The organism is Clostridioides sp. ZZV14-6154, assembly GCF_020657785.1.
Lineage (GTDB): Bacteria > Bacillota > Clostridia > Peptostreptococcales > Peptostreptococcaceae > Clostridioides.
This window is the reverse complement of record NZ_JAGWCY010000001.1, coordinates 561664-576176: the sequence shown is the minus strand read 5'-3', so window position 1 is coordinate 576176 and position 14513 is coordinate 561664. Positions and strand designations below refer to the sequence as shown.

Annotated in this window: 17 protein-coding genes and 1 other annotated feature; of the genes, 15 read left to right on the top strand and 2 right to left on the bottom strand. The window is 27.9% G+C overall.

Annotated features, from left to right (window positions below; all coding sequences use genetic code 11):
- The first annotated feature begins 6 nt into the window (after nucleotides 1-6).
- From thiH to KGF45_RS02765, 3 genes are all read left to right on the top strand, one after another.
- Nucleotides 7-1110, top strand: coding sequence for a 2-iminoacetate synthase ThiH (gene thiH, locus KGF45_RS02775; protein ID WP_227841770.1), 1104 nt, complete (start codon nucleotides 7-9; stop codon nucleotides 1108-1110).
- Complete coding sequence (locus KGF45_RS02770) at nucleotides 1111-1809, top strand: thiamine phosphate synthase (RefSeq protein WP_227828423.1); 699 nt, start codon at nucleotides 1111-1113, stop codon at nucleotides 1807-1809.
- Between the two features lie 179 nt (nucleotides 1810-1988).
- Nucleotides 1989-3383, top strand: coding sequence for a YfcC family protein (locus KGF45_RS02765; RefSeq protein WP_227828424.1), 1395 nt, complete (start codon nucleotides 1989-1991; stop codon nucleotides 3381-3383).
- Nucleotides 3384-3567: 184 nt separating this feature from the next.
- On the opposite strand, the gene KGF45_RS02760 is transcribed toward KGF45_RS02765, so the two are convergent.
- Both KGF45_RS02760 and KGF45_RS02755 read right to left on the bottom strand, forming a co-directional pair.
- The gene (locus tag KGF45_RS02760; protein ID WP_227828425.1) at nucleotides 3568-4077 is read right to left on the bottom strand and encodes an SdpI family protein; all 510 of its coding nucleotides are present in this window, start codon (nucleotides 4075-4077) and stop codon (nucleotides 3568-3570) included.
- A 9-nt stretch (nucleotides 4078-4086) separates the two neighbouring features.
- Nucleotides 4087-4347 (bottom strand): autorepressor SdpR family transcription factor, encoded by a 261-nt coding sequence (locus KGF45_RS02755; RefSeq protein ID WP_227828427.1) that lies wholly within the window; start codon nucleotides 4345-4347, stop codon nucleotides 4087-4089.
- A 277-nt stretch (nucleotides 4348-4624) separates the two neighbouring features.
- Between KGF45_RS02755 and KGF45_RS02750 the strand changes: the two genes are divergently transcribed.
- The 12 genes from KGF45_RS02750 (at nucleotide 4625) to KGF45_RS02695 (ending at nucleotide 14511) form a co-directional block, all read left to right on the top strand.
- Entirely contained in the window at nucleotides 4625-5992 is a 1368-nt protein-coding gene (locus KGF45_RS02750) for a GTP pyrophosphokinase family protein (protein ID WP_227828428.1), read from the top strand.
- Between the two features lie 124 nt (nucleotides 5993-6116).
- Entirely contained in the window at nucleotides 6117-6620 is a 504-nt protein-coding gene (locus KGF45_RS02745) for a molybdenum cofactor guanylyltransferase (RefSeq protein ID WP_255287807.1), read from the top strand.
- A 47-nt stretch (nucleotides 6621-6667) separates the two neighbouring features.
- A complete protein-coding gene (locus KGF45_RS02740) occupies nucleotides 6668-7039 on the top strand; it encodes a CoA-binding protein (RefSeq protein WP_227828430.1) in 372 nt (123 codons plus the stop codon).
- A 161-nt stretch (nucleotides 7040-7200) separates the two neighbouring features.
- Entirely contained in the window at nucleotides 7201-7539 is a 339-nt protein-coding gene (locus KGF45_RS02735; RefSeq protein ID WP_227828431.1) for a heavy metal-binding domain-containing protein, read from the top strand.
- A gap of 188 nt (nucleotides 7540-7727) precedes the next feature.
- A complete protein-coding gene (gene yqeB / locus KGF45_RS02730) occupies nucleotides 7728-8543 on the top strand; it encodes a selenium-dependent molybdenum cofactor biosynthesis protein YqeB (protein ID WP_227841769.1) in 816 nt (271 codons plus the stop codon).
- A 62-nt stretch (nucleotides 8544-8605) separates the two neighbouring features.
- Nucleotides 8606-9109: a molybdenum cofactor biosynthesis protein B gene (locus KGF45_RS02725; RefSeq protein WP_227828433.1), complete on the top strand. Its 504-nt coding sequence runs from the start codon at nucleotides 8606-8608 to the stop codon at nucleotides 9107-9109.
- A 46-nt stretch (nucleotides 9110-9155) separates the two neighbouring features.
- Nucleotides 9156-10115, top strand: coding sequence for a GTP 3',8-cyclase MoaA (moaA, locus tag KGF45_RS02720; RefSeq protein ID WP_227828434.1), 960 nt, complete (start codon nucleotides 9156-9158; stop codon nucleotides 10113-10115).
- A gap of 3 nt (nucleotides 10116-10118) precedes the next feature.
- Entirely contained in the window at nucleotides 10119-10589 is a 471-nt protein-coding gene (moaC, locus tag KGF45_RS02715; RefSeq protein WP_227828435.1) for a cyclic pyranopterin monophosphate synthase MoaC, read from the top strand.
- 34 nt (nucleotides 10590-10623) lie between these two features.
- Nucleotides 10624-11058 (top strand): MOSC domain-containing protein, encoded by a 435-nt coding sequence (locus tag KGF45_RS02710; protein WP_227828436.1) that lies wholly within the window; start codon nucleotides 10624-10626, stop codon nucleotides 11056-11058.
- A gap of 194 nt (nucleotides 11059-11252) precedes the next feature.
- Entirely contained in the window at nucleotides 11253-11483 is a 231-nt protein-coding gene (locus KGF45_RS02705; RefSeq protein WP_413840993.1) for a hypothetical protein, read from the top strand.
- 231 nt (nucleotides 11484-11714) lie between these two features.
- Nucleotides 11715-11926: a binding site (T-box leader), on the top strand.
- A 162-nt stretch (nucleotides 11927-12088) separates the two neighbouring features.
- Complete coding sequence (locus tag KGF45_RS02700) at nucleotides 12089-13378, top strand: cytosine permease (RefSeq protein WP_227828437.1); 1290 nt, start codon at nucleotides 12089-12091, stop codon at nucleotides 13376-13378.
- Nucleotides 13379-13431: 53 nt separating this feature from the next.
- Nucleotides 13432-14511: a DUF917 domain-containing protein gene (locus tag KGF45_RS02695; RefSeq protein WP_227828438.1), complete on the top strand. Its 1080-nt coding sequence runs from the start codon at nucleotides 13432-13434 to the stop codon at nucleotides 14509-14511.
- The last annotated feature ends 2 nt before the right edge of the window (nucleotides 14512-14513 follow it).

The window sequence follows — 14513 nt, the reverse complement described above, 5'->3', positions numbered from 1 at the left end:
TTGATGATGAGTTTTTATGAGGTAATAGAAAAATATAGGGATTTTGATTTTGATGGATATTTAAATAATGTTACAGACAATGATGTTTTAAGAAGTTTATCAAAAGACAAACTTGAGGATTTTGATATATTAAATTTACTTTCTGAAACTGCTGTAAAATATTTAGAAGCTATGGCACAAAAAGCACATAAATTAAGTGTTCAATATTTTGGAAAGACAGTCTGTCTATATACCCCAATGTATATAGCAAATTACTGTGTAAATCAATGTGTTTATTGTAGTTACAATATAAAAAGTGGAATAAAAAGAAAAAAACTAACTATGGATGAAATTAGAGAGGAAGGAAATGAAATTTCAAAAGAAGGTTTCAAACACCTACTTGTTTTAACTGGTGAAAGTAGTTTTCATTCAAGTGTAGAATATATAGGTGAAGCTATAGAAATATTAAGAGATAAATTTCCATCTATAGGAATTGAAGTATATCCGATGGAAGTAGATGAATATAAGTATATTGTAGACAAAGGTGTTGAAGGTCTAACTGTATACCAAGAGACTTATGATGAGGAAATATATAAAAGAGTACATTTAAAAGGGCCAAAATCAAATTATAAATTTAGATTAGATGCTCCTGAAAGAGGAGCAAAGGCAGGTATGAGAACTCTATCAATAGGAGCGCTTTTAGGATTAAATGATTTTAGAAAAGAGACCTTCTTTACGATATTGCATGGGAAATATCTAAAAACAAAATATCCTCATATTGAGCTTTCATATTCAACACCAAGAATGAGACCATTCAAAGGTTGTTTTGAAGAATTAGTAGATATAAGTGATACTGATTTAGTTCAAGCTATGGTTTGTATGAGACTGTTTGACCCTCATGCAGCTTTAAATATATCTACTAGAGAAAATTTAGAAATGAGAAGTCATATAATACCTTTAGGGGTAACTAAATTAAGTGCAGGTGTATCTACAGATGTAGGAGGTCATTCTCAAGATGAACATGATACTGCTCAATTCAAAATAAATGATGAAAGTACTGTTGAAGATATAGAGAAAATGCTAAATTCAATTGGTTATCAACATGTATTTAAAGATTGGGAAAGATTTTAGATGTATTTGATAACAAATAGAAATTTATGTAGTGAGGAACGATACTTAGAGGTTATTAAAGAATCTATATTGAATGGCGTAGAAAATATTATAATAAGAGAAAAAGATTTAGAATATGAAGCATTAAAAGATTTATATATAAAGATAAAAAAGAAAATCAAGTGCATTAATTTTCAAGAAAAAATATTGGATGAAAGCTTGAAGAACAGTATAAAAAAGAAAGAAAATAATGATGCCTTTAACGTAAACTTCATAATAAATAGTAATATAGAATTTTTTGAAAAGATAGATTGTCAAGGTATTCATCTTCCATTTAAATTGTTTTTGAATTTACTGGGAAATAGGTATAATTTCAATAAAAATAAAATATTGGGATTATCATTACATAAAGTAGAAGAAGTAAAGTATCTAGAAGGAATAATAAGAAAACAAAATATAAAAATAGATTACATAACATTATCACATATATATGAAACTAAGTGTAAAGAAAATTTATTGCCAAAAGGAATTGAACTTTTAAAGGAAGCTAAGAAAATTACTGATATTAAGATAGTTGCACTTGGAGGAATTCTACCATCTAATGTCAAAGAAACATTAAAATACTGTGATGATTTTGCTGTAATGTCAACTATAATGAAATCTAAAAATATTGAAGAAACAATATCAAATTATAATGAAAAAATTCAATTAGCAAAATAGGAAGTAAAGTATTTAAATTGAATAAAAATAAAAAAAGCTATCTTTTAAAATCTAAAAGAGAGCTTTTTTATTTTGTATCTTTGCTAATAAAAAATTGTAAAAAGGGAAAACTTTAGTCAGAGAGATTAAAAAATATCCTATATAGATTCAAAATTTAGTAAAGTATGGAGGACATTATAATGATTGACAGTAAGAAGAAACGATTTATTATACCACACACTTTTACAATTATATTCTTGCTAATAGTCTTAATGGCAATATTAACTTGGATAGTACCAAGTGGTGAATTTAGTAGAGAAGATGTAGAAGGTAGGATGGTTGTTGTACCAGGGACTTATCAAAGTGTAGAAAGTAATCCTCAAGGATTTACAGATGTTTTTAAAGCGCCTATAGAAGGTTTTATTGATTCAGCAGAAGTTGTAGGATTTGTTTTAATAGTTGGAGGTGCTTTTGGTATTGTAAATAGAACTGGAGCTATAGAAGCAGGAATAGCATCAGTTATATCGAAGTTTAAAGGAAAAGAACTACTTATAATTCCGATATCAATGATTTTATTTGGTCTTGGAGGTACTACATTTGGGATGGCAGAAGAAACATTACCATTTTATATGATATTTGTTCCACTTATGACATCCTTAGGATATGATTCTCTAACCGCCATTGCGATTGTATTTATAGGAGCAGCGGCAGGAGCGGCTGCATCGACAATAAATCCATTCTCAGTTGGTATTGCACAAGCACTAGCTCAACTTGCTCCTGGTTCAGGAGTAGCATATAGAGTAGTGATTTTTATAGCATATATATTAATCAGTATAGCGTTTGTAATGTATTATGCTAAAAAAGTTAAAGAAAACCCTGAAAGCTCAATAGTGTATGAGATAGATAAAAATAATAAATCAATACTTAATCATACTTCAACTGAAATAAAAGAGTTTACTTTTAAAGAAGTATCTGTTCTTGCTATATTTGGAATAGGAATGGCGATAATGATTTGGGGTGTTTTAAGCCAAGGATGGTATATCCCAGAAATATCAATGTGTTTTGCTGCGATAGGTGTACTTTCTGGATTAGTTGGTAGATTGTCACAAAGTGAAATTTCTGATAGTTTCATAGATGGAGCAAAAGATTTAGCATCAGCTGCTCTTGCAATAGCTTTAGCTCGTGGAATTGTAATAATTGCTCAAAATGGATTCATAATAGATACTATATTAAATTCTGCAGCAAGCTTTTTAGGTGGACTTCCAAAGGTTATATTTGTATATCTATCATTTTTCTTGGAAGCTGCGTTGGCATTTTTGATTCCATCATCTTCAGGACTTGCTTCACTTACAGTGCCTGTTCTTGCTCCTCTTGGTGATTTAGTTAATATATCAGCTCAAGTTATAGTAACTGCTTATCAATTTGGGGTAGGTCTTACAAACTTTATAACTCCAACATCTGGAGTACTAATGGGAGCACTTGCGGTAGCTCATGTTCCTTTTTCAAAATGGGTAAAATTTATAATGCCTATATTGTTGATTTTAACAGCTGTATCTTTAGTTTTTTTAACAATAGGTATTTATATAGGTTTTTAATTTAAGAGAGTTTAATTTAATATATTTAGAAATTATATAAAATACTAAAAATATGATTATTAATAAATTGCCACCATAAATTTTTTGGTGGCAATTTATTTTATAAATGTTTCATTTCAATATTAAAACAAATTATAGCTTCCTTTAAGAAGAAGTTGCTTTATTTTATTATATTTATAATTATTTATTTAGGAGTATGAGCTCTAAATTTATTTCTATAATGAAGCAATAAATATAATAAAGGTATTGCAAACCATATGAACTGGCATGCTGTTGTGACTGTAGCTGAATCAAAGTAAAAACTCAATATAATCATTCCAATAGCTATAACAAATGATAAATACGCAAAAATCTTACTTGCCTTTTTCCATATTTTTTCATCTCCAATGGCCCAAGCATATTTAGTATCTATGTTCTTATAAATTTGTAGCTTAGGTAATAAATTACCAAAATACATAATTATAATGGCATTTATTATAACTGATACTTTGTCGTTAATTTCATAAGAAAATATCTCATCTATACCTAGTAAAGGAATGATAAATCTTCCAACTGCGACTATTAAAAATAACATTTGTAACCTTCTTGCAGTTTTAACTTTTGGGTTATCTTTTGAAAAACCTAAAATTTCTGGTGCATTTACATAGTTTATAATTAATAATGCTACAAGTAATATTAAACCTATATTTTCCATAATAACCTCCTATATCTTTTTAAAAATATCCAAGAAGTTTCCAAGTACTTCTTGAAGGACTGATAAATTAATAGAATAAATCAAAAATTGTCCCATTTTTTCTGAGCTAATAAGTTCTGCATCTTTTAAAATATCTAAATGTTTAGATATTGCTGGTTTAGACATATTAAAATGACTTGCTATTTCTCCTGCATTCATATCTCTTTCATTAAGTAATTTTAAAATTTCTCTTCTAGTTTCATCACTTAATGCTTTAAATACTTTTACCATAATATCCTCCTTGCTATAGATATAAATATTTAACTAATTAGTTAAATGTTTATATCTATAGTATACTCGTATTAGGAAAAAAAATCCACTATTTTTATAACTTCATTATTACGAAATCTTTTAATTTTATCTGATATTTTAATTCTAATTTGAAATATATATGAAGGTTTTTGGAGAATACTTACTTATAATAGGAAAAAATGTTAAAATAAGAATGTAGTTAAATATAAAGAACTGAAATAGCTAACAGTTATTAAACATAGGAGTGTAAAAATTTATGGGATTAAAAGAATTTGATTTTATTGAAGAGTCTATAGAAATGTTGAGGACAATGTCTCCAACATTAGAAACTATATCAGATGAAATAGAAGAGTACTTTGAAAATATCTTGGATGAAAAAAATCAAGAGTATATAAATGTAACCTCTAGAATAAAATCAGAATCAAGTTTACGGGAAAAGATAATTAGAAATAGATATTTAAAAAAATATGGGGAGGCAAGTAATCTTATTCATAATGTATCTGATTTAATAGGACTAAGAATTGAGTGTAGATTTATTGAGGATGAAAATAAGATATATAGGCTTTTAAGAAGATACTTTAATAAAACAGATGATAAAATAAACTACTATAATAAAGAAAATAAAAATATTAAATTAAAATTGTCTGAAAGACAACCTAATAAGCAAAAAAATGGATTTGAAATATATAAGATAGATGGAGTTTTTGCATATTTAGATAGAGAGGTAAAATTTGAACTTCAAATTAAATCTCTTGTAAATGTGTTTTGGAGTGAGATTGAACATAAAATAATTTATAAAAATAACACATATTTACTTGCTGATAAATTTATAAAGGATATGATGGACTCTATAAAGAATAATCTTACTATGATAGATAATCAGCTTTTGAGTATTTATAAAAACTTTCACTCAGGAAAGTCTTTTAACATGAAAGGAAGTAAAAAAGAAATTGAAAAGCTCTTTGCAAAATTAGTGTACGATGCTTTTTCAGAAAAGATGAATAAAAGTATAGGTTTTGTTGTGGATTTTAAAAAGCCATGTGAAACTATATTAAGTTATTCTTTTAATAAACAAGATATAAGCGATGAAGTTTTAGGTAATTTTATGCTCGATGAGTTTGCAAGATTAAATGAAATTGTAAATAAAGATATAGATTTTAATGACCAAATAGAGTTTGAAAGAGAACCTACATTTGATGATAAATTCTGTAATGATTTAGGAAATCATTTTAGAAGTAGACTAAATACGGAGTTTCCATGGAACTTATTTTTTAGGATATTGTTTGAAATAGAACCATGTAATAACACTGAAGACTTTGAAAACTTTGTAGAGTTTATAAAGGAAAATGTATTGCTTGAAGAAAATAGAGAACAACTCTTATGTCAATTTGAAGAAGATAGTAAATTTATAATTGAAGATATATATAATTGTATTTTTAATAGTATAAGTGAAGTTGATAGTGTTGAAATTTTATATAACTATAATCTTGAAAAAATCAATTTTACATCAAGTGAAATTATAAATTGTATCTGTAGAGAGTATGAGTGTTATAGTGAATATTTAGAAGAAAAAGAAAAACTTATGAATGCATTTAAAGAAAAAATTATTCAGGTTTTTGAGTAGTCAATCAATATTGAAATGGCGCAATAGCGCCATTTTTCAAATATATATAAATAAAAGTATTTTAGAGGAGGCGATTTGTATAGAGAGAACAGGTGTAATTTTAGCAGGAGGGAAAAGCTCTAGAATGGGGAAAGATAAAGCTTTTTTAGAATTACATGAAAAGCCTTTTATTGAAATTGCAATAGAAGTTTTTAAAAATTTTGATGAAGTAATAATAGTATCTAATAATGAAGAATTATATTCAAAATATAACATTAAAGTTTATAATGATATAATAAAAAATGTTGGTCCAATAGGAGGAATATATACTGCTCTTGAACATGCAAAGTATGATATAGTTACAGTTGCATGTGATATGCCGTATCTAAATAATGAAATAGTCGAAAAAATAGCTGATGAAATGGATGATAAAAGTGTAATTTCAGTAACAAATGGAAAGTTACAACCATTGTGTTCTGGATACAAAAAGAGTATAATAAATAAAGTATCTTTATGTATAGGGAAAAATGATTTGAAGCTTAGAACTCTTATAGAAAAAATAGATAAAAGCTATATATACTTTGATAACGAAGATTTATTTTTAAATGTAAATACTATTGATGAGTATAAAAAATTGACTGAAGTTTAATTAGCTACGGTTGTAAAATAGAGTAGGATTTATATGGAGGAGAATTTATGAATTTACTTAAATGTGATTCTTGGGCAGTGATATTAAATAATAGTGACGAAGGAAGCAAAGCATATAAAATATTAGATGAACTTAAAAAGAATATGTACAAAGTTGTTGCTATAGATGAAGAGAAAAAGAATATTGAAGGTATAGATGTATATGAGTGTCTAAAAGACGTACCACACAATATTGATGTTGTAGCTATTATAGATAAGCAGTCTAAGATGGATGCCATTTTAGAAGAGATAGAACTTTTAGACATACAAAATATCTGGTTTGAAAAAGGAAGCTTTAGTGAAATGATTATTAAAAAAATTAAGGATTTAAAATTGAATGTAGAATACAATTTAAGTTTATATGATGAGTTAACTAAGTAAAATTATATATAGAAATGATTAAGAACATAATTGGTTAACGAAATATCTTATTTTATAATATAGATTTCCTAGATAAAGTATCAAATTAAAAGATTTATTAAGAAAATTCCTATTTACATGATATAATATATTAAACAGGAATATTAAGGAGTTGATATATTATGTTAATAGTAACTACAGAAAAAGTAGAAGGAAAAAAAATAGCAGAAGTGTTAGGATTAGTTAGAGGAAGTACAATAAGAGCAAAACATGTTGGAAAAGATATAGGAGCAAGCTTTAAGAATCTTGTTGGTGGAGAACTTACAGGATATAATGAAATGCTTACAGAAGCAAGACAAATTGCAATAGGCAGAATGGTTGAAGATGCAGAATCTAAAGGTGCAAATGCAATAATAGCATTTAGATTGTCTTCAGCTTCAGTTATGCAAGGAGCAGCAGAAATGCTTGCTTATGGAACAGCAGTTATTTTAGAAGATAACAATGATATAGCTGAAAAATAAAGTATAAGTAATTAGAAAGAGACATCTTTTATAAATTTTATGGATGTCTCTTTTTGTTTGAAAAATATCAGGTAAAAGTAATTTTTAACCATTATGATAATAAAATAAGATGATATTATATAAATAAGTAAAATTATATTATATAATATAAAGTATAGACTTTAAAATTTTTATTAGTAGGAGAAAATATGAACAATGTTATAATAGTTAGAGGAGCTGGAGATTTAGCAACAGCAGTTATACACAAGTTACATAACTGTGGTTTTAAAATAATTGCTTTAGAAGTTGAAACTCCTCTTGCAATAAGAAGGAAAGTTTCTTTTAGTGAGGCTATTTATGAAAAGGAAGTTTCTGTGGAAGGTGTCTATTGTGTGTATTGCAAAGATAAAACAGAAATAAAAAAAGCTTTAAATAAAAGAAAAGTGGCGCTAATAATAGACCCAAAAGGTAAATATATAGATGAAATACGTCCTGTAGCAGTTATAGATTGTATACTTGCAAAAAAAAATATTGGAACAAATAAAGCGATGGCACCACTTACAATAGCTTTGGGTCCAGGGTTTTGTGCAGGTAAAGATGCAGATATAGTTATTGAAACTATGAGAGGACATAATTTAGGAAAAGTGATAAGAGAAGGATATGCTTTAAAAAATACAGGAATACCAGGTGCTATATTGGGTATAACTAAAGACCGAGTTTTTTATTCTGAGAACGTTGGAATAATAGAAACTATATGTAATATAGGAGATGTAGTTAAAAAAGGAGATATAATATGTTATATCACTGAAAAAAATGGAAATAAAATAGAAGTGAAAACTTCTTTAGATGGTGTTTTGAGAGGCATATTGAGAAATGGTTCACAAATAGAAAAAGGATTAAAGATATTGGATATAGACCCTCGAATGAAAGAAGTAAAAAATTCATTTACGATATCAGATAAAGGACGTTGTATAGCAGGAGCAGTTTTAGAAGCATTATTATCAGAAGGAATATTACCAGAATAGGTTCTATTAAATAGATTTTTTATTTATAAAAGTTTAATTAATATGTAAAGGGGTGAAACCATATGTTTAATGTAGCAATTATAACACTTAGTGATAAGGGCTATGAAGGGAAAAGAGAAGACATAACAGGCAAAAAATTAACTGAATTTGTTGAAAATACAGGGAATTATAAAGTTATTGAATATGTGTTGATAAAAGATGATAAGGAAATGTTAAAGGAAAATATTATAAAAATTTGTGACAGTAATAAAGTAGATTTAATTCTTACCAATGGAGGTACTGGATTTTCAAAGAGAGATATAACTCCAGAGGCTACTAAAGATGTTTTAGAAAGAGAGATACCAGGTCTTAGTGAATACATGAGAATGAAATCTACAGAAATTACTAAAAAAGCTATACTAAGTAGGGGTGTAAGTGGAATAAGGAATAATTCTATAATAATAAATTTACCTGGAAGTCCCAAAGGTGCAGTTGAAAATCTAAGCTTCATTATTGATGTCTTAGACCATGGCATAGAAATTTTAAGAGGAGAAGCCACAGAATGTGCCACTAATAACAAAAAATAGTATATAATTCAGATAGATAAAAAATAGACAAAGAGGTAGATAAAGTATGATTGATAAGTATGGAAGAAAAATAGACTACCTTCGTATTTCACTTACAGATAAGTGTAATTTAAGGTGTGTTTATTGTATGCCACCAGATGTTAAATTTGAAAAAAATTATATAAACGATAATCTAAGTTTTGAAGACTATAAATTTATTATAAAGGCTATGTCAGAACAAGGGATAACAAAGGTTAGATTTACTGGAGGAGAGCCTCTTTTATATCCCAATTTAAATGAACTTATAAGGTTTACAAGAGAAGAATGTGGAATAGAAAATATAGGAATGACAACTAATGCTCTTGGACTTTCTGATAGAATATTTGAGCTTAAAGAATGTGGTCTGAATAAAGTAAATATAAGCTTAGATTCTTTAAAGGAATATAAATATAAATCTGTGACAAGAGGCGGCAATTTAAAAGAAGTATTAAAATCGATTGAGTCATGTTTAAATTTAGGTATAAAAGTAAAAGTAAATTGTGTTGCCATAAATGGATTTAATGATGATGAGCTTAAAGACTTTATGTTTTTAACAGTTAAATCACCAATTGATGTAAGATTTATTGAACTTATGCCATTAGGTGAAGCTAATAGAGTCTACAAAAAAGGATATTTTAATGTAAAAGAAATGGTTGAAAAAATATATGGTTTATATAAAGTTAAAAATGATGAAAAAAGTACAGCAGAATATTATAAGTTTAAAGGAGCAAAAGGAAGAATAGGAATTATAACTCCATTAAGCTGTTCATTTTGCAACACTTGTAATCGTATTAGACTTACCTCTAGTGGTGCAATAAAACTGTGTCTACATTCAAAAGAAGAAATAGATATAAAACCACTTTTACATAAACCATTGTTATTTAGAGAAACTATGAAAGATATAATAAAAGAAAAGCCAGAAAAACATCATTTAATAGAAAATAAATGTAGTGATACAAATAGACGTATGTATGAAATTGGAGGATAGGTAATGTTAACGCACATAAATGAAAAAGGGTATGCTAAAATGGTAGATATAAGTGAAAAAGATGATACTAAGAGAACTGCTATAGCAACAGCTACGATTACTCTTGGCAAAGAAGCTTTAGAAAAGGTAAAAAATGGACAAATAAAAAAGGGAGATGTATTATCCGTAGCTCAAGTTGCAGGGATAATGGGAGCTAAAAATACATCTTCAAATATACCAATGTGCCATCAAATTAAATTGGTTGGATGTGATTTAGAATTTGAGATAGATGATTCTATGTCTGCTATTAAAATATATGCAACCTGTAAATCGCTTGGCAAAACTGGTGTAGAAATGGAAGCATTAAATGCTTGTTCTTTAGCAGCGCTTACAATTTATGATATGTGTAAAGCAGTTGATAAAAAGATGGTCATAAGCAATATACATCTTGTGGAGAAAACTGGTGGAAAATCAGGTGATTTTAAGTTTGAATAATTTAAGAATATATGGGTGAAAATTTGGAGGAAATATGGCTAAAGTAGTGTCAATAAATATAAGTGACAGAAAGGGTGTCATTAAGGTTCCTGTGCAATGTGCAGAACTAAAAATAAATTATGGAATAGTTGGAGATGCACATGCAGGAAACTGGCATCGTCAAATAAGTTTACTTGGAAAAGAAAGTATAGATAAAATGAAAATGAGAGGCTTTGACCAATTAAAATTTGGAGACTTTGCTGAAAATATAACTACAGAAGGAATAGAAGTATTTTCATTACCTGTTGGTACAAAATTAAAGATAGGCAAATGTGAAGTTGAAGTAACTCAAATAGGGAAAAAGTGTCATAATGGATGTGAGATTAAAAAATTAACAGGGGACTGTGTAATGCCACGCGAAGGAATTTTTGTTAAGGTTTTAAAGGAAGGAGTTATAAATATTGGAGATTCAATAGATATAATTCAATAAAAATTTGATTAAACTTAAAATAAATTTCTGATTATATTTAAAAATTTTCTTAAATGTTCGTATAGCCTTGTTTTATAGGCTGTTCGGACATTTTTACTGTCAGGAGATACTTCACAATATTTCAGAATGTGTAGTGTAAAGTATTTTAAATAGATAGATTTAACAATATAACATACTGTTGTATAATATGAGATATGATTAATAAATTAAATATGGGAGGAGAGATACTCATATGCGGAAAAAGAAAGAGGAAGATTTTTAAAATATCAGAGGTTTTATTAAAAGAAAATGAGAAGAAGCTTTACACGAAAAAACATTCTTTTGCAGATGTAAGTGTAAGGAAATATTACTCAGGAACTCATTCGATTGTACTCATCATTAATGGCATAGAACAAGATAAGTTAGATTTTGAATTGAATGTATAATTTTACCTCAGTAACAAGTAGTATCCATCATATAAAATGAAAATAATTTGTAAAATTATATTCAATTGTATATAAAAATAATATAAAATTTTATTAAATTTAAAAAATACAAAATATAAATACAGTAATAATATAAAAAGTTACATATAAAACTAAAAAATACAAGTAATTTACTTTTTAAGTTGACAAAATATTGCATATATATTATGATATAAATCATAAATAAATAACGTAGATTCGCAGAAGAAGAAAGTAGCATAAAGGAATTTTACAGAGAGTTAGATTTAGCTGAGAACTAATATTGAAATTTGTGTGAAAAGAACTTTGGAGAATACTATTACAGCTCTATTGTAGTAGTGGTTTAATTCGCCTTAAGAAAATGAGTGAGTAAAATAAATTTTTACTAATAAGAGTGGTAACACGGATTTGTATTCGTCTCTTGGATTTTTTCCAAGAGGCGTTTTTTATTATAAAATTATTTCAGAAAATTTAAAACTATATATTAAATGAAAATTATAAATATATAGTTGTTAATAAATTTATAAATTAGAAAATTGTAAAATAAACTAACTAAATGGTTTTACAATTTTAATGGAGGGATGAAAATGGAAGAAGAAAAAATTAATTATGCCTTGGAACAGGTTCCAGAGAATCAAAAACGTGGTTGGGTAGCTATGTTTTCAGTGCTAGTAGCGATAGGCGTGGATTTATCATCTGTTATTTTAGGAGCTGAGTTAGCTCAAAGTATGCCAATGAAACAAGCAATATTATCAGTAATTGTAGGTTCATTTTTTTCTGCTATTTTGTATACTATATGCTCTTTAGTTGGCTCATCTACAAGTTTATCTACATCTATGATAACAAAATATGTATTTGGAGAAGCTGGAGCAAAAATATTTTCTCTAGTTATAGGGGTTTCTCTATTAGGATGGTTTGGAGTTCAAGTAGGCTTCTTTGCTCAAAATGCTCAAATAATAATAAAAGATATATTTAATCTAGATGTGAGCATGCAAGTTTTAAGCCTCATAGGTGGTCTTTTGATGATGAGTACAGCTATTTATGGATATAAAGCAATGGAAAAATTAAGTGTGTATTCAGTACCATTCTTATTAATTCTTATGATGTTAACTATATTCTTGTCTTTTAAAGCAAATGGAATTCCAGTTGATGATAATATGAAATCGACTATGACATTTGCAGGTGGAGTTTCTCTATCAATGAGTATAATAATAGTTGGAGCAATAGTATCTCCTGATATAAGTCGCTGGGCTAAAAGTAGAAGAGATTGTGCACTTTCAAGTTTTCTAGGGATACAATTTGGAAATGCCTTTATGATAGTAGTATCAATAATATTAGTAAAATGTATGGGTACTTCAGATATTATGAGAATTTTTATTACATTAGGAATTGCTATACCAGGTATAATTGTACTTACATTAGCTCAATGGACTACAAATACAAGCAATGTATATTCTGCATCACTAAGTATAGCTCTTGTACTAAAAAAAGCTCCTGAAAAAGTATTAACTATAGTTCTTGGTGTTGTAGCAACTTTATTAGCTGTATTTGGAATATATGAAGGATTTATAGGATTTTTAAATTTACTTGGAATTGTTATTGCACCTGTTGGTGGTGTGTATACAGCAGAATATTATATAGTAAAACAAGAACTTAAAGGATTTGATAAGGGGATAGCATACAAACCAATAGTTAAACATTCAATAATATCTTGGATAATTGGTATATTAATAACATACCTTTCTACATATGGATTTATAACTCTTACTACTATAGCACCTTTAGATGGATTTATAGCAGGATTTATAATACAATCAATTATTGGAAAAGCGATTTGTTCATCAAAAAACAAACAAGAAGTAAAAAAAGCAGTTTAATGAAATATGCTTGTAAAGTATAAAATAAATTTGGGATATGAGGAGAAAGTAACATGAGATTTTTAACAGAAGAAAGCGTGGATAAAATAGCAGTTGGCGCAGCAGTGCTTGGAACTGGAGGAGGAGGAGACCCATACATAGGTAAATTAGTTGCAAAACAAGCAATTAAAAAGTATGGACCTGTAAAAGTGATTAGTTTAGATGAACTAGAGGATGATGCTTTAGTAGTACCAGTATCTGGTATGGGTTCTCCTGTAATTACAATAGAAAAATTACTTTCTGAAGTGGAATTAACTACTCCTTTAGAGATAATGGAAAAATTATTGAATAGAAAAGTTGATGTTATAATTCCTATAGAAATAGGGGGAATAAATTCACTTATGCCAATAGCAGTTGCTGCAAAAAAAGGGCTTCCTATTTTGGATGCAGACTCTATGGGTAGAGCGTTTCCGGAAGCTCAAATGGTAACTTTTTATCTTGAAGGATATGAAGCATCACCTGCTGTAATGGCTGATGAAAAGGGTAATTCAGCTATCCTTTATCCTGTTGATGGAATTTGGTCAGAAAGATTGGCTAGAACTTTAACAGTAGAAATGGGAGGAAGTTCTTCTATTAGTGACTATAATTTAAGCGGAGCTCAAGTTAAAAAAGCTGCTATAGGAAATACCTTGACTATAGCTGAAACTATAGGAGGATTTTTACTTGAGAATAAGTCAGACTCAAAAGGTGCTATTGAAAATATATTGAAAGAATTAAAAGGATACAAATTATTTGAAGGAAAAGTAGTTGATATTAAAAGAGAATTAAAAGGTGGGTTTACTAGAGGGCATGCATTCTTTGCTGGAATTAATGGATATGATGGAGAATACTCTGTACTATTCCAAAATGAAAATCTAATTGCAAAAAAAGGTAGTACACCACTTTGTATTACACCAGATTTAATAGCAATATTAGATTTAGAAACTGGATTCCCAATAACTACAGAAAGAATAAAATATGGTTCTCGTGTGATGGTAGTAGCTTTTCCTTGTAATGAAAAATGGAGAACTAAAAAAGGAATTGAGACAGTTGGACCTGGATACTTTGGGTATGATGTAGAGTATAAAACAGTAGAAGAATTACAAGGAAAATAAAA